This window comes from Pseudomonas sp. CFBP 13711 (assembly GCF_014842265.1).
Classification (GTDB): Bacteria; Pseudomonadota; Gammaproteobacteria; order Pseudomonadales; family Pseudomonadaceae; genus Aquipseudomonas.
On record NZ_JACYVI010000001.1, the window covers coordinates 1 to 14,742 of the forward strand.

The following is a 14,742-nucleotide window of genomic DNA, read 5'->3' on the forward strand; positions in this document are numbered from 1 at the left end:
CACACCGCCATGCCAGAGCCCGCTGCTGCCGAGGGGATAGCTGCCGCTTGCGGCGTTTGCCAAGTGGGTCAGTTGCTGGAGCGCATCGCGTTTGTCGCGGAAGGGATGGCTCCAGTTTTGGACCGGTATCAGTGAGTCGTTGTTTGACTCTACGCCGGTCGATGGAGGAGGCGGCAATGTGTCGGGTGTCGGCAGCATAGGCTGCTGTAAGTCATCAAGCGCGTAGCGTGGTGCGAACAATCGTGTCATGGAGGTGGCTCCTGCTTTTCCACGAGATAAGCCAGCAAAGCTGCCGCTCTGTCGGCGAGGTCCCGGTCAACGTCCTGTTCGACCGATGCATCCGAACCTCGCGCTACGGCAAGGCCAGATTTGGTGCGCACGATGGCGAATTCCAGCGCGCTGTTCCAGAGGGGGAAATACGAACAGGAGATTTCCACGCGCATTTGCGGATGGGTCCCACACGAGGCAATCGTCGAGGATGGAGATGCGCTGGCCCACTACACTGCAGCGGATGTAGGACCGTGTACCTCCCCAGACATATAAACCAACATTCGCCCTGTTGATTGGATACGTTTTCTTACAGTCTTTCGTCTAACAATGTTCAAAAGGCACGGCATAGCCGCTAGTCTCCCGACATCTGAACGCCGAACAACAAGCACTCCAACAAGAGCCGGCCATGACTGATCTGTCGCGTTTGCAAGGATTCGCAAATCACGCAGTCACTGCGTTGGAAGGCCGTTTCTTCCGTCCGCCACTGCCTGAGGGTTATGTATCGAGACCTCGATTGTGCGAGCGGTTGAGTGCGGGTCTGTCTGGGCGTCTGTTGTTGATCAGTGCCCCGGCCGGTTTTGGTAAAAGCTCACTGGCGGTGGAGTTCTGCGAGAGCCTGCCCGATCAGTGGCAGAACCTCTGGCTGGGTCTGAGCCACCGGGACAGCGACCCGGGCCGGTTTCTCGAACGTCTTCTTTGCGGTCTCCAGCAATTTTTTCCTCAGCTCGGCAGCCAGGCGCTTGGCCTTCTGAAAATGCGTCAGCGTCACCAGCCCTTTGCCTTCGAAGAGTGGCTGGACGGTTTACTGGACGAGCTGGCAATGCACCTGATGTTGAGCAAACCGCTGCTGCTGGTGCTTGACGACTACCACTTGGTGCAGGGCCCCGTGCTGGATCGCTGCCTGCAATTTCTCCTTAATCATCTGCCTGCGGGCATGAACATCATGGTCACCAGCCGGCAGAGGCCGAACTGGCACCTGGCGCGTCTGCGGCTGTCGCGTCAATTGCTGGAATTGTCCGAGCAGGACCTGCGGCTGACCGACGACGAGTCGCTGGCGGTGCTGGATCAACAGCGCAATGGCTTGAGTGAGGAAGCACTGCAGGCCTTGCTGCAACGCAGCGAGGGATGGGTGGCCGGCCTGCGATTCTGGCTGCTGGCGGCCAACGAAGCGGGCAGTAGTGCGCTGACCCAAGGGCTCAACGGCGGGGAAGGGCTGATCCGGGATTACCTTCTCGAAGAGGTCATCGATTGCCTGCCGGCGGACGTTCAGGTCTTTCTCTATGAAACGGCGTGTCTGGAGCGTTTTGGCGGTGCCCTGTGCAACGCCGCGCGCGACAGTCACGACAGCGACGAAATGCTCGGTTACCTGCAAGCGCATCAGGTGTTTCTCGTCCCGCTGGACGAGCACGGTCGCTGGTTTCGCTATCACCATTTGTTCTCGGATCTGCTGCGCGCGCGCGCCGGGCCCAGTGTCACGCCGCAACAAAGACGCGTGCATCTGAATGCCTGCCGCTGGTTCAGCGACCAAGGGTTGCTCGACGAAGCGATTGAACAGGCGTTGCGCGCGGGGCATCTGGATGTGGCGGCCAATCTGGTGCAGAACCTCTCCGAGGAACAACTGCTCGCCGAGCAAAACGTCGGCATGCTGCTGCGCTGGAAAATGGACTTGCCCGACAGCCTGCTGGTCAGCACGCCGCGTTTGATCGTGCTGTACGCCTGGGCGCTGGGCCTGGCGTGTCAGCTGGACGCGGCCGAGGAGTTGGGCAATCACCTCAGTCGATTTCTGCCGGCGCCTTCCGCGACCGCGCAAAATTCGATGCTGGCTCAGTGGCTGGCGCTGAGCGGGATCATCGCCCGAGGCCGCGGCGACAGTGAAACGGCCCGGCGCTATTGCAGTGAAGCGTTGGTCAGTCTCCCACTAAAGCGATATGGCCAGCGTTTGCTATGCCTGTCGACCCTGGCGAATCTGGCCATCGCCGATGGAGATTTATGGCGCGCCCGTGCGTTGAACCGTGACGCCCTTGAGCTGGCGCAGCGGGTGGCCAATCCATTGTTTGAAGCGCTGGCGCACTACGACCGCGCTCGCACCTTGCAGGCCCGTGGCGAAACACTCCGCTCGATGGAGGAAGTGCGCCAGGGCTTGCGACGTTTGAATGGCCTGTCTTCACAAAAACTGTACGCGGTGCGCGCGCGCCTGACGTTGTACGAAGGCTATTTGCTGGTGCAGTTCCTTCAACCGGAGGCGGGGCGCGAGCGCTTGACTGCCGGGCTGGCCGAGGCACGCGCCTGCCGTGACATCAGCGTACTGATCGGCCACTGCGTGATTGCCGGAATGGAAGGGCGCGAAGGGCGTTACGCCGAAGCCTTCGCCGAGCTGGCCGAGGCCGAGCGGTTGATGCACATCTGGGACGTGCCGCCGGTTTATTACCTGGCAATGATCACCCTCGCCAAATGCGAGCTGTGGCTGGCCCAGGGCCGTATCGACCTGGCCGACGCGTGGCTCCTGCGACTGGGGCAGACTTACGGCGGCAACCAACCCGCCGCTGCCCCGGAATGTTCGCCGCAACTGCCTCAGCAGATCGAAACGCTGCGGGCGGTTCTTGATCATATTCAGGGCCGCACCGAAGAGGCGATGATGCGGCTGCACGGTCTGGTGGAGTATGCCCAGCGAATCGGCGCAGGACTGCTCGGCCTCAATGCGCTGAGTCAGCACATCCTGTTGTTACTCGACACATCACGCGGGCCTGAGGCCGATGAGCTTTTTCAACAGAGCCTTCAGCTCGCCACGGGTGGTGCGGTTCTGCCCTTCCAGCGCCTGATCCGTGGTCATCCCGACTGGCTGCGTGAGCAACTGCACAAACGACCCTCATGCCGGCTGGTCGATTACCTGCTTCGGCAACTTCCTGAAGCTGCGCCTGGCCAGGGGCTGCCTTGCTTGCGCATGGCCAGCGAGCCGTCCACCTGCATCAGCGGCAATGGCGGCGACCACCTCAGCGCGCGAGAACTCAGCGTGCTGCAGCTGATCGCGCAAGGCTGCTCCAATCAGGAGATCAGCGAACGCTTGTTCATTTCCCTGCACACCGTTAAAACCCACGCCAGCCATATCAACAGCAAGCTGGGTGTTGAGCGACGCACTCAAGCAGTGGCCCGGGCACAAGAGTTGGGATTGCTGGGCTGATCGGTCGGTATTTAAATGCCGATTTATGCTAGAAAAGGTCAATTTTAGGCATTTAATTGCCTTTTCAGCGCTTCAGTCCTAATGTTTAGGCATTAAATTGCCGAGCAGCCCGTGATGCAGCTGACCCTCCAACTCTACCTGTCGGGACGATGGCACGACGCAATGCGTCTTGACGTCGAGAAACCGGAATCCGGGCAGAACAGCCCGTGCAGCTTTGCCTACGATCAAGCATTTCTGATTGACCACCTGGATGCCCTCGACCGGCCGACCGCGCCGTCCGTGAGCGCTGGAATTCCACTGGGCTGGGATCTGTTCAGAACGGCGGGGCTGCCGGCGTTTTTGCATGACATCGTTCCAGCGGGAGCGGCGCGCCGTTTCCTGCTGGCGCGTCTGGCATTGCCGGAAAGTGAAAACACGCCGGCCGACCTAGTGCTCCTGCAGCGCTGTACCCCCGCCCCTGTCGGGCATTTGCGCATCAAGGAATCGTTCGAGGCATTGCCCAAGGCCAGCAGCATTGGGTTTGACCGGAGTGAAGTCGTTGCCCGGGACAGCCGCTTTCTCGAATACGCGTATGAACAAGGCGCTGCTGTCGGTGGCGCAACCGGGGCGGGCGGCGAGGCACCGAAGCTGTTATTGGCCGAGGATGCCAAAGGGCTCATGCACCCTGATGCGACCCTCGCGGACAGCGAGGTTCGTCAGCACTGGTTCGTGAAATTCTCGCGCAACAAAGGCAACGAGACCGATCGCACCATTCTCAGAAGCGAGTTCTGCTATTACCAGGCCCTCCAACGCGTCGGGGAACGCACCGTTCCCTGTGACGGCATGAGCCTTGAAGAGGCCCGCAAGCCCAGCCTGTGGATGAAGCGCTTCGACCGCCGCGTCGATGAACAGGGCGTGCGTCGGGTGGCGGTGGAATCGGTGTACTCGCTCGCCGACATCACCCGCCCCGGTGCGTATATGACGCACGTGCAAGCGGTAGCCGCACTGGCCAATGCCTGGTCGGCGAACGCCCAGCAGGGGGAGATTCCTCAGATGGTCGCCGAGTACGTGCGCCGTGACCTGATCAATCAGATTCTGGGGAACAGCGACAACCATGGGCGAAACACATCGATCCTTCGCGATGAACGGCGACTCTCTCTGGCGCCGATTTACGACCTGGCGCCCATGGTCATGGACGATGAAGGTGTAACACGCACCACCAAATGGCCTGACCCTATTGAGCGCGCCGGCGAGGTGGGCTGGCGCGATGCCTGCCGCGCTTTATCCAACTGGGCTGACCCCGAACAGCTTTTCGAGGGTCTCAGAACCGATGCCGAGCGCCTGCGGGCATTGCCTGATTTGCTGAATGAAATGGGCTTGCCGCAAAAGACCTTCAATCATCCGCGCATCAGGCTGGGACGACTGGATGCGACGCTCAAGGAGTGGGGCCTGCTATGAACGACGAGATCCGCCAGCGCGGCATCATCCTTGATGAGCTTCGGGATCAGTTGTTGGAGGGTACCGTTTCCATGGGCGCTGCCGTCAAACGGCTGCGGACCGAAATCACAGGACTGCGCCAGGAGCAGTTCGCGAGCATGTGCAAAATCTCGTTGCGCACACTGCGCCAGATCGAGCAGGACGAGGGTAATCCGACGGTGCAAACCCTCAACGCCGTGTTCAGGCCCTTTGGTATGCAGGTCGGCATTATTCCATTGCGACGCCGGCCGGCGGGAACCAGTCTCTAAGGCGTAATCGCACCGATCAGCCCGACGGCAGGCTCAAGCAGCGGGCTGACCGGCCCACATGCTGGCCACGTCCAGCAGGCCCCACTCCTCAGCCAGTTCGAACTTCAGGATGCCGTCTCGTACCGTGGGGCACGCGAGGTTGATGACTTGCGGCTCGAAGGGCACTCGGGTCCGGGTGGACAGGAAAACTTTCACTTTCGGGTGCAGCAGGGACTGTTCATCCTGCTCGACCACCACGCCCAGGCGCTCGCTTTTCAGGCGAACCAGCGCGCCGACGGGATAGATACCAACGGTCTTGACGAAGTGCTGGAACACCTTCGCATCGAAGTGGCCTTTCCAGGACGCCATTTCGCGAACCGAATGCGCGGCATCCCAGCCCTTCTTGTAGGGCCGGTCTGAGGTCACCGCGTCATACACGTCACAAATAGCGCCCATTTTCGCCAGCAGGCTGATCTCATCGCCCTTCAGGCCGTGGGGATAACCGCTTCCGTCGACCTTTTCGTGGTGATGCAGGCACACGTCCATCACCAGTCGGGTTACCCGCTCGCAGCCCTGGAGGATTTCCAGCCCGGCCTGCGGATGATGCTTCATGACCTCGTATTCTTCGTAGGTGAGACGATCGGGCTTATTGAGAATGGCCGAGTCGATCATCATTTTGCCGACGTCATGCATCAGCCCCGCAACGCCGGCTTCACGCACTTGATCCTCATCCAGATCCATCTGCCGCGCGAGCGCGACCATCAATGCGCACACCGCCACCGAATGCATGTAGGTGTACTCATCCGTCGTTTTCAGGCGCGACAGGCTGATGAGCGCGTGGGGATGCCGCATGACGGACGTGGAAATTTCTTCAACCAGCAGATCGACGTCTTCGGTATTCATTGCCCGGCCCATCCGGGCATCGCTGAACATGGTCATCACTGCCGCTTTCGCGCGCCCGCAAATCAGGCGCGCGCGGGCCAGTTCCAGCTCAAGGCTGCAGGGCGCTGTTTCGGCAGGGTCGGGACATTCGGGGGAGGTCTGATCCGCTGGCGAGCTGTCGGCAGGGCTTTTGCCAAGGCGAGTGTCAATCCAGACCTCACGGGTCGATGCCTGAATGTGCCGCAACACCGCGTCGTCGCTGAGTTCGCGCTCGACGTGGGCAGTCCAGAAGGGATCGTTGATCCGTGGGCGGCAGAACTCGTGGATGTACATGCCCAGCGTGAGGTCGGAAACGGGGATTTTTCTTAGCATAGAGTCAGCTCTTGCGCGTGAATACAGCGCTGCCTTGCCTGAAAGTGAGAGCGATCTTTGTTCTTTGCTTCATCACTGCGCTTTCCTGTACTTGCGCATGGCCAGTATAGGAAAGCGCTGGGGAAATGAAACTCCCTTGAATGTTGTGTGAATTACACTCCTGATAGATAAATATCAAACCTAATCAGTAGCTTGCACAGATTATTGGCGTTGTTTGACGAAGCTCGCATCGAATAAATGCGATGAACAGCATGTTCAAAATGCATATAAATATTTGCTTTTTATATTAAAGAATTGCTGCCCTTGGCCGTGCACTGGCGGTTCAGGCCGCGTTAAGGAATTTTTGACGGGGACCGTGCTCTAATTGCCCAAATCGTCGGCCTTTATGTTTGGCCGTAGAAAAGCAAAACAGGAGCTCTCCTTGATGTTGACCTTTCGCCGTTTGATCATCGCTGCCACCGCATTGACCGTGCTTTCCGGCTGCGCGACGCAGAATCCATACGACAATCAGGGGCAGGCGCAGAACTCCGGCGGGATGAGCAAGACCGCCAAGTACGGCGGTCTGGGTGCATTGGCCGGCGCCGTCGCCGGTGCTGCCATCGATCACAACAACCGTGGCAAAGGTGCGCTGATTGGCGCTGCCGTGGCAGGCGCGGCATCTGCCGGTTACGGCTACTACGCCGACAAGCAGGAAGCTGCACTGCGCGCCAGCATGGCCAACACCGGTGTTGAAGTTCAGCGTGAGGGCGACAACATCAAGCTGGTGATGCCGGGCAACATCACCTTCGCCACCGACTCGTCTGCCATCGCCAGCAGCTTCTATGCGCCGTTGAACAACCTGGCCGGCTCGCTGAAGCAGTACAACCAGAACATGATTGAAATCGTCGGCTACACCGACAGCACCGGCAGTCGCCAGCACAACATGGACCTGTCGCAGCAGCGCGCCCAAAGCGTGGCGACCTACCTGACTTCTCAAGGCGTTGACGCAGCTCACCTGTCGGTGCGCGGTGCCGGTCCTGATTCGCCGATCGCCAGCAACGCCGACGTCAACGGCCGTGCCCAGAACCGCCGCGTCGAGGTCAACCTCAAGCCGATTCCTGGCCAGCAGTACCAACAGCAGCAATAACCGCGTGACGTGAAACCAAAAACCCCGGCCAGTGAGCCGGGGTTTTTGCGTTTGGACCTACGGGCGCTTAGCCCGGGTAACGGTCATGCATCTGCGCGAGCAACGTGTCCTTATCTTCCCACAGCCGGTTGATCCACTGCTGAAACTCCAGGCGGTAGGCATCGTCCTGGTCGTAGCTTTTGCCGATGAACTGCGGCGGGATCTGCACTTCTTCAAAATGCGCGACGACTTCGCGCACGTTCCCGCAGAGCAAGTCCCAATACCCTGGCCGACCAGCCGGGTAATGAATGGTCACGTTGACGATGGATTCCAGCTGCTCGCCCATGGCATCCAGCACGAAAGCAATGCCGCCTGCCTTGGGCTTCAACAGGTAACGGAACGGCGAGTTCTGCTGTGCGTGCTTGGCTTCGGTGAACCGCGTGCCTTCGACGAAGTTGAATATGCCGACCGGGTTGTTGCGAAACTTCGCACAGGTGCGGCGGGTGGTGGCCAAGTCCTTGCCTTTCTTTTCCGGATGCTTGGCCAGATACGCCTTGCTGTAGCGCTTCATGAACGGAAAGCCTAGCGCCCACCAGGCAAGGCCAATCACCGGCACCCAGATCAGCTCTTGCTTGAGGAAGAACTTGAGCGGGCGAATGCGTCGGTTCAGCACGTACTGCAGCACCATGATGTCGACCCAGCTCTGGTGATTGCTCGTCACCAGGTACGAGTGCTGATAGTCCAGGCTTTCCAGCCCGCTCAGGTGCCATCGGGTGTGACCGAGCACATCCATCCAGGCGTTGTTGTTGCTGATCCACGCTTCGTGGATGTGGCTCATCAGCCAGTCGGTGACCTTCTGCGCGGCGGGGAAGGGCAGGCACAGTTTGAAGATGGCAACGACGAACAGCGGCGTGCAGCAGAGAATCGTGTTGAGCGCCAACAGCAACGAGGCGATGACGCCACGCAAAGGGGCGGGGAGGAAATCCATGTGAATCGAACTCCGGGGCAGTCAGCCGCCGGTGGGTTCCGGCGGGGTTATTGTGGGTATGCGATATTGCAGCGCAATGTTATTGCGGCAGCGTGGCCGCCTGAATCGCCGTCAGTGCAATGGTGTAGACGATGTCGTCAACCTGAGCGCCCCGCGGCAGGTCATTGACCGGCTTGCGCAGGCCTTGCAGCATCGGACCGAGGCTCACGCAGTCCGCACTACGCTGCACCGCTTTGTAGGTCGTGTTACCCGTATTCAAATCCGGAAACACGAACACATTCGCGCGACCCGCCACCGGGCTGTCCGGCGCCAATTGTCGGGCGACGTGTTCGTTGGCGGCGGCATCGTATTGCAATGGCCCGTCGATCAACAGACCGCGCTGGGTCTCACGCGCCAGTTGCGTGGCTTCGCGGACCTTTTCCACTTCCTCGCCGCTGGCCGAATTGCCGCTTGAATAGCTGATCATCGCCACCCGCGGTGACAGGCCGAACGCCACGGCCGAATCCGCGCTCTGCACGGCGATTTCCGCCAGCTCGGTGGCGGTCGGGTGCGGGTTCATGATGCAGTCGCCGTACACCAGCACCTGCTCCGGAAATAGCATGAAGAACACCGATGAAACGAGGGTGCAACCGGGTGCGGTCTTGATCAGCTGCAGGGCAGGCCGAATGGTGTTGGCAGTCGAATGGATCACTCCCGACACCAGCCCGTCCACTTCGTCGAGGGCCAGCATCATGGTGCCGATCACCACAGGGTCCTCCAGTTGCTGCTCGGCCATCGGCGCATTGAGGTTTTTGCTGCGGCGCAGATCAACCATCGGCGCGACATAGCGCTCGCGGATCTGGTCCGGATCGAGTATCTCCAGGCCCGGCGGCAAGTCGATGCCGTGGGCGCGCGCAACGGCGTTCACTTCCTCGGGCTTGGCCAACAGCACGCAGCGGGCAATGCCCCGGGCCTGACAAATCGCCGCCGCCTGGACGGTCAACGGCTCGGCGCCTTCGGGCAGCACGATGCGCTTGTTTGCCGCCTGGGCACGCTGGATCAACTGATAGCGGAATACCGCGGGCGACACGCGCATCTCACGGGGCGTGCCGCAACGCTGATGCAGCCAGTTGGCGTCGAGGTGGCTGGCGACGAAATCGGTGATGATCTCCGCGCGCTCGCGGTCATCGATCGGGATTTCCTTGTTCAGCTGATTAAGCTGCGTCGCGGTGTCGTACGAACCTGTGCTCACCGACAGCACCGGCAACCCGGCCTGCAGCGCGCCTCGGCACAGGTCCATGATGCGCGGATCGGGCAGGGTGTCGCTGGTCAGCAACAGTCCGGCCAACGGCACGCCGTTCAGCGTCGCCAGGCTCACCGCCAGAATGATGTCATCGCGATCCCCCGGTGTGACCACCAGCACGCCCGGCTTGAGCAACTGCAGCGTGTTGAGCACCGTGCGGGCGCAGATGATGATCTTCGACATGCGCCGCTGTTCGTAGTCACCGGCGTTGATCACTTGCGCGCCGAGCAGATCGGCGACGTCGCGGGTGCGTGGGGCGTTCAGGTCAGCCTGAAACGGGATGCAGCCGAGTAAACGGAAATCACCGCTGCGCAACAGCGGCGAGTGTTCCTTGAGCCGCGCCGAGAAGGCTTCCATGCTCTCGTCGGTACGCACTTTGTTGAGGATCACGCCAAGCACCTTCGGGTCTTTCGGGCCGCCGAACATCTGCGCCTGCAGCTCGACGCGGCCGGAAAGCTCGGTCAGCACTTCGTTTTCGGGGGTGGATACGAGAATGACTTCCGCATCCAGCGCCTTGGCCATGTGCAGGTTGACCCGCGCGGCATAGCTGGCGCTGCGGGTCGGGACCATGCCTTCGACGATCAACACGTCACGGCCGATCGAGGCTTCCTGATACAGCTTGATGATTTCTTCCAGCAGCTCGTCAAGCTGGCCTTCGCCGAGCATGCGTTCGACGTGGGCCAACCCCAACGGCTTGGGCGGCTTGAGGCCGTGGGTGCGGGCGATCAATTCAGTCGAACGCTCCGGGCCCAGATCCCCGGGATGAGGCTGGGCGATCGGCTTGAAAAAACCGACCTTGAGCCCGGCGCGCTCCAGGGTGCGCACCAGCCCCAGGCTGATGGACGTCAGGCCCACACCAAAATCTGTGGGCGCGATAAAGAAAGTCTGCATGCGGGCTTCTCGAAAATGAGCAGTGCAAGGGTCATGGCGCTATGAATTCAGCCATCGGACCGGATAAACCAGGACGCTGTTCAGTCGCAGCGTCTCAACGGGGCCCAAGGTTATCGTTATCTGACCCCGACGCGCACCAGCCGCAGTGAAAGGACTGACCGATTTTCGCCTGGCGCTGCGCGGGATCGAGCACCCAGGCGCGGGACTGCCAGGGCGGGTCGTGACGCAAATGCTGGGTGTGAGCGCAGGAGAGCACGACCACCCAGTGACCGTCCGGGTCCTGAACAAAGCCGGTAATGATCGAATGGGGGGAGGGGGCGTTCGGGGATTCCAATCGGGGCCGTCCGTCTGAGTTGCGTTCGCTTTCGCGCGAGTGCTTGGTTAGACTTGGCCGCTCATATCTATTTGCAAAAGGTCTCGCCCCATGCCGATCGCCGCCAACAAGGCTGTCTCCATCGACTATACCCTGACCAATGACGCTGGTGAGGTCATCGACAGTTCTGCCGGCGGCGCGCCGCTGGTTTACCTGCAAGGTGCAGGCAATATCATCCCGGGTCTGGAAAAGGCGCTGGATGGCAAGGAAGTCGGCGACGAACTGAAAGTGGCCATCGAGCCTGAAGATGCGTACGGCGAATACTCCGCCGAGCTGGTCAGCACCCTCAATCGCAGCATGTTCGAAGGCGTCGACGAACTGGAAGTCGGCATGCAGTTCCATGCTTCTGCGCCGGACGGCCAGATGCAGATCGTGACCATCCGCGATCTGGACGGCGACGACGTCACTGTCGACGGTAACCACCCGCTGGCCGGTCAACGCTTGAACTTCGATGTGAAGATCGTCGCCATCCGTGATGCAAGCGAAGAAGAAATGGCCCACGGTCACGTTCACGGCGAAGGTGGTCATCACCACTGATTGTCCTGCTAAGCTGAGTGAGTTGGCCAGGCGTCCTCGCGGTCTTGTGAAAACGTTTGTTTTTGCGGTCTGACAGGGCGCCTTTTTCGGCCAAGGGTTTCTAGGGGAGTCGTCATGAGTGTATTTCACGAGCTGAAGTTGAAGGCTCTGGATGGCCAGGAGCTGCCCCTCGCCCCGCTCAAGGGCAAAGTGGTTCTGGTGGTCAACGTCGCGTCAAAGTGTGGCCTGACGCCGCAGTACGCTGCGCTGGAAACCCTGTATCAGAAGTACAAAGACCAAGGCTTCAGCGTCCTCGGGCTGCCGTGCAATCAGTTCGCCGGCCAGGAGCCTGGTAGTCAGGAAGAGATTCAGGCGTTCTGCTCGCTGAACTACGGCGTAACCTTTCCCCTGGGGGACAAGCTTGAAGTCAACGGACCGCACCGGCATCGTCTGTATCAAATGCTCGCGGGCGAAGGCGCCGAGTTTCCCGGCGACATCACCTGGAATTTCGAGAAATTTCTTGTCGGCAAGGATGGACGCGTTCTGGCCCGCTTCTCCCCAAGCACGCTTCCGGATGACGCCAAAGTGGTGAGTGCGATCGAGAAGGCACTGCCCTAGTATTTCAATTCGCTGTCCTTCTTTTGAGCCTTAATCACTCCAGTCAATAGTGCTTCGTATCCCCTGCGCTTCGGCCCATTCTGTATGACCTTCATCATATTTCCAGAATGCCGAGGACGCCTGCATGCCTGTTCAAGCCTTGTTCAAACCCTTCCACTTGGGCAGCCTCGAGTTGCCGACGCGCATCGTCATGGCGCCGATGACCCGCTCGTTTTCACCGGGCGGCGTACCCAATTCCAAAGTCATCGAGTACTACCGTCGTCGTGCGTCTGCGGGCGTTGGCTTGATCATCACCGAAGGCACCACAGTCGGGCACAAGGCCTCGAATGGCTACCCCAACGTGCCGCAGTTCTTTGGCGAAGCGGCACTGGAAGGCTGGCGCAAGGTGGTGGAAGCGGTTCACGAAGAAGGCGGCAAGATCGTGCCGCAACTCTGGCACGTCGGCGCCGTGCGTCGTCTGGGTACTGAGCCGGATGGCACGGTGTCGGCCTATGGCCCGACCGAGAAGCTCAAGGACGGTAACGTTGTCGTTCATGGCATGAGCAAGCAAGACATTGACGAGGTCATTGCAGCGTTCGCCCAGGCGGCGAAAGACGCGAAATCCATCGGCATGGACGGTGTCGAGATCCACGGCGCCCATGGTTATCTGGTCGATCAGTTCTTCTGGGAAGGCACCAATCAGCGTACCGACGAATACGGCGGCGACCTCGCGCACCGCTCACGCTTCGCCATCGAGCTGATTCAGGCGGTGCGAGCCGCCGTGGGCCCGGATTTCCCGATCATCTTTCGGTACTCGCAGTGGAAGCAGCAGGATTACAGCGCACGGCTGGTGCAAACGGTTGAAGAGCTCGACGCATTCCTCAAGCCGCTGTCCGACGCGGGCGTGGACATTTTCCACTGCTCGACGCGGCGTTTCTGGGAGCCCGAATTTGAAGGCTCCGACCTGAACCTGGCCGGCTGGACGCGCAAGCTCACGGGAAAGCCGACCATCACGGTGGGCAGTGTCGGACTCGACGGCGAGTTCTTGCAGTTCATGGTCAACACCGACAAAGTCGCCCAGCCCGCGAGCCTGGAAAACCTGCTCAAGCGTCTGGGTGACGAGGAGTTCGATCTGGTCGCGGTAGGCCGTGCGCTGCTGGTCGACCCGGACTGGGCATTGAAAGTGAAGGAAGGCCGCGAGCACGACATTTTGCCGTTCAGCCGCGAAGCCTTGGGTCGGTTGGATTGACGGTCCGGTTCCGTCCTTGATCGGGGACTACACCCCCAAAACAACCCCATCCCGCGTCTCGCTCGCAGCGCGCAGGTAAGTCTCGAATGAGTCGATAATCCCGGCCCATCCCTGACGACTGGCGTGCTGCCGGGCGTTCAGCCTGACCCGGCGCAACGTTTCGTCATCCTCCAGCATCCATCGCGCGGCATCGATGAAACCTTCCTCATCCCCCGGCATCGCCACCGCGCCGTTATGGCCGTGGCGAATATGTTGGGCCGCTGCCGCTTCGTCATAGGCGACTACCCCCAGCCCTGACGCCAACGCCTCCAGCACCACGTTGCCGAAAGTTTCAGTCAGGCTCGGGAACAGAAACAAGTCACTCGACGCATAGTGCGCTGCCAGCGAATCCCCTCGCTGGGTGCCGCAGAAGATGGCGTCCGGGAGCTGACGCTGCAGCGTCGGCCTGACCGGTCCATCACCAACAATCACCAGCCGCAGGTTCTTCTCGGGATAGGTGCTGACCAGACCATCAAAGGTGGTCTTTAGCAGGCCCAGGTTTTTCTCCGCGGCCAGCCGCCCGACATGCAGGACGGCCGTATCGCCCGGTTCAAGGCCCCAACTTTCACGCAGCGCACTCGAACGTTTCGACGGGTGAAACAACTGGCAATCAACGCCCCGGGACAGCAACTCCAACCGCTCGAAGCCTCGGCGTTCGAGTTCGGTTTTCTGCGTGAAGCTGGGCACCAGGGTGGCGTTGGAGCGGTTATGAAACCAGCGCAGGTAGGTCGTCAGCAGGCGCGTGATGAAACTCAGCCCGTACTGCCGCGTGTAGTGCTGAAAGTTGGTATGAAACCCGCTGACGATGGCAATCCCCAGCCGCCGCGCGGCACGCAGCGCCGAAAGACCAAGCGGCCCTTCTGTCGCGATGTACAGCACATCCGGGCGATTGCGCTGCCAGCGGCGCAGCAGTTTGTGCATCGACGACTGCCCCCACTGCAATCCGGGATACCCCGGAATCGGCCAGCCACGGCACAGCATCAAATCTTCCCCGGCCGCGCGCAATTCATCGTCGGTCTGCCGCGGCCGAATCACCTCAACCCGATGCCCCCGCAGGCGCAGCCCGTCGCACAAACGGCTGAGCGTATTGGCCACGCCGTTTATTTCCGGTGCATACGTTTCGGTGATCAGGGTAATACGCAGGGATTTACTCATGAGATCAGTTTCTGAGCGGGTCATTGCGCTTGTGTGGCGGTTGAGTGATGGATTTGTGACTGCAAATGGCTGGCCGGGATTCGGTATTGGCCGCGCTTGATCCTGACCGGTTTCAGAGCGACATACGACCCGGTCAGGTTCG

The 14,742-nt window shown here is 60.5% G+C and carries 13 protein-coding genes and 1 pseudogene; 7 read left to right on the top strand and 7 right to left on the bottom strand.

Going from position 1 to position 14,742, the window contains the following annotated elements; translation table 11 throughout:
* Both IFT47_RS27430 and IFT47_RS00005 read right to left on the bottom strand, forming a co-directional pair.
* On the bottom strand, nt 1-249 hold a 249-nt coding region (locus IFT47_RS27430; RefSeq protein WP_206759203.1), incomplete at its 3' end, for a hypothetical protein.
* The gene (locus tag IFT47_RS00005) at nt 246-443 is read right to left on the bottom strand and encodes a hypothetical protein (protein ID WP_192171881.1); all 198 of its coding nucleotides are present in this window, start codon (nt 441-443) and stop codon (nt 246-248) included. The genes IFT47_RS00005 and IFT47_RS27430, both read right to left, overlap by 4 nt.
* A gap of 233 nt (nt 444-676) precedes the next feature.
* Here IFT47_RS00005 and IFT47_RS00010 point away from each other — a divergent pair, with 233 nt between their 5' ends.
* From IFT47_RS00010 to IFT47_RS00020, 3 genes are all read left to right on the top strand, one after another.
* The gene (locus IFT47_RS00010; RefSeq protein ID WP_192171880.1) at nt 677-3,448 is read left to right on the top strand and encodes a LuxR C-terminal-related transcriptional regulator; all 2,772 of its coding nucleotides are present in this window, start codon (nt 677-679) and stop codon (nt 3,446-3,448) included.
* Between the two features lie 111 nt (nt 3,449-3,559).
* Complete coding sequence (locus IFT47_RS00015) at nt 3,560-4,885, top strand: HipA domain-containing protein (RefSeq protein ID WP_192171879.1); 1,326 nt, start codon at nt 3,560-3,562, stop codon at nt 4,883-4,885.
* Complete coding sequence (locus IFT47_RS00020; protein ID WP_192171878.1) at nt 4,882-5,172, top strand: helix-turn-helix domain-containing protein; 291 nt, start codon at nt 4,882-4,884, stop codon at nt 5,170-5,172. Before IFT47_RS00015 ends, IFT47_RS00020 begins: the two co-directional genes overlap by 4 nt.
* A gap of 33 nt (nt 5,173-5,205) precedes the next feature.
* On the opposite strand, the gene IFT47_RS00025 is transcribed toward IFT47_RS00020, so the two are convergent.
* Nucleotides 5,206-6,405: an HD-GYP domain-containing protein gene (locus IFT47_RS00025; RefSeq protein WP_192171877.1), complete on the bottom strand. Its 1,200-nt coding sequence runs from the start codon at nt 6,403-6,405 to the stop codon at nt 5,206-5,208.
* 424 nt (nt 6,406-6,829) lie between these two features.
* Between IFT47_RS00025 and IFT47_RS00030 the strand changes: the two genes are divergently transcribed.
* Complete coding sequence (locus IFT47_RS00030; protein WP_192171876.1) at nt 6,830-7,531, top strand: OmpA family protein; 702 nt, start codon at nt 6,830-6,832, stop codon at nt 7,529-7,531.
* 67 nt (nt 7,532-7,598) lie between these two features.
* Here IFT47_RS00030 and IFT47_RS00035 read toward each other — a convergent pair whose 3' ends face one another.
* The 3 genes and pseudogenes from IFT47_RS00035 to IFT47_RS00045 form a co-directional block, all read right to left on the bottom strand.
* Entirely contained in the window at nt 7,599-8,498 is a 900-nt protein-coding gene (locus tag IFT47_RS00035; RefSeq protein ID WP_192171875.1) for an acyltransferase, read from the bottom strand.
* Between the two features lie 79 nt (nt 8,499-8,577).
* Nucleotides 8,578-10,671, bottom strand: a complete 2,094-nt coding sequence (pta, locus tag IFT47_RS00040) for a phosphate acetyltransferase (RefSeq protein ID WP_192171874.1) — start codon at nt 10,669-10,671, stop codon at nt 8,578-8,580.
* A 94-nt stretch (nt 10,672-10,765) separates the two neighbouring features.
* Nucleotides 10,766-11,127: pseudogene (locus IFT47_RS00045) on the bottom strand (DUF3565 domain-containing protein).
* Here IFT47_RS00045 and IFT47_RS00050 point away from each other — a divergent pair.
* From IFT47_RS00050 to IFT47_RS00060, 3 genes are all read left to right on the top strand, one after another.
* Nucleotides 11,096-11,581 carry an FKBP-type peptidyl-prolyl cis-trans isomerase gene (locus tag IFT47_RS00050; RefSeq protein ID WP_074884740.1) on the top strand — a complete coding sequence of 162 codons (486 nt, stop codon included), beginning with the start codon at nt 11,096-11,098 and terminating at the stop codon, nt 11,579-11,581. The pseudogene IFT47_RS00045 and the gene IFT47_RS00050 sit on opposite strands and share 32 nt — an antisense overlap.
* Before the next feature lie 114 nt (nt 11,582-11,695).
* Complete coding sequence (locus IFT47_RS00055; protein ID WP_192171873.1) at nt 11,696-12,178, top strand: glutathione peroxidase; 483 nt, start codon at nt 11,696-11,698, stop codon at nt 12,176-12,178.
* Nucleotides 12,179-12,302: 124 nt separating this feature from the next.
* On the top strand, nt 12,303-13,406 hold the full coding sequence (locus IFT47_RS00060) for an NADH:flavin oxidoreductase (protein ID WP_192171872.1): 1,104 nt from the start codon (nt 12,303-12,305) through the stop codon (nt 13,404-13,406).
* 27 nt (nt 13,407-13,433) lie between these two features.
* Here IFT47_RS00060 and IFT47_RS00065 read toward each other — a convergent pair whose 3' ends face one another.
* Nucleotides 13,434-14,600 carry a glycosyltransferase family 4 protein gene (locus IFT47_RS00065; RefSeq protein ID WP_192171871.1) on the bottom strand — a complete coding sequence of 389 codons (1,167 nt, stop codon included), beginning with the start codon at nt 14,598-14,600 and terminating at the stop codon, nt 13,434-13,436.
* Nucleotides 14,601-14,742: the final 142 nt, after the last annotated feature.

Excerpts from the sequence above, each read along its gene's own strand:
- IFT47_RS00030 (WP_192171876.1), top strand. The coding sequence starts at position 6,830 with ATGTTGACCTTTCGCCGTTTGATCATCGCTGCCACCGCATTGACCGTG.
- IFT47_RS00005 (WP_192171881.1), bottom strand. The coding sequence starts at position 443 with ATGCGCGTGGAAATCTCCTGTTCGTATTTCCCCCTCTGGAACAGCGCG.
- IFT47_RS00035 (WP_192171875.1), bottom strand. The coding sequence starts at position 8,498 with ATGGATTTCCTCCCCGCCCCTTTGCGTGGCGTCATCGCCTCGTTGCTG.
- IFT47_RS00065 (WP_192171871.1), bottom strand. The coding sequence starts at position 14,600 with ATGAGTAAATCCCTGCGTATTACCCTGATCACCGAAACGTATGCACCG.
- IFT47_RS00020 (WP_192171878.1), top strand. The coding sequence starts at position 4,882 with ATGAACGACGAGATCCGCCAGCGCGGCATCATCCTTGATGAGCTTCGG.
- IFT47_RS00050 (WP_074884740.1), top strand. The coding sequence starts at position 11,096 with ATGCCGATCGCCGCCAACAAGGCTGTCTCCATCGACTATACCCTGACC.
- IFT47_RS00025 (WP_192171877.1), bottom strand. The coding sequence starts at position 6,405 with ATGCTAAGAAAAATCCCCGTTTCCGACCTCACGCTGGGCATGTACATC.
- IFT47_RS00055 (WP_192171873.1), top strand. The coding sequence starts at position 11,696 with ATGAGTGTATTTCACGAGCTGAAGTTGAAGGCTCTGGATGGCCAGGAG.
- IFT47_RS00010 (WP_192171880.1), top strand. The coding sequence starts at position 677 with ATGACTGATCTGTCGCGTTTGCAAGGATTCGCAAATCACGCAGTCACT.
- IFT47_RS00060 (WP_192171872.1), top strand. The coding sequence starts at position 12,303 with ATGCCTGTTCAAGCCTTGTTCAAACCCTTCCACTTGGGCAGCCTCGAG.
- pta (WP_192171874.1), bottom strand. The coding sequence starts at position 10,671 with ATGCAGACTTTCTTTATCGCGCCCACAGATTTTGGTGTGGGCCTGACG.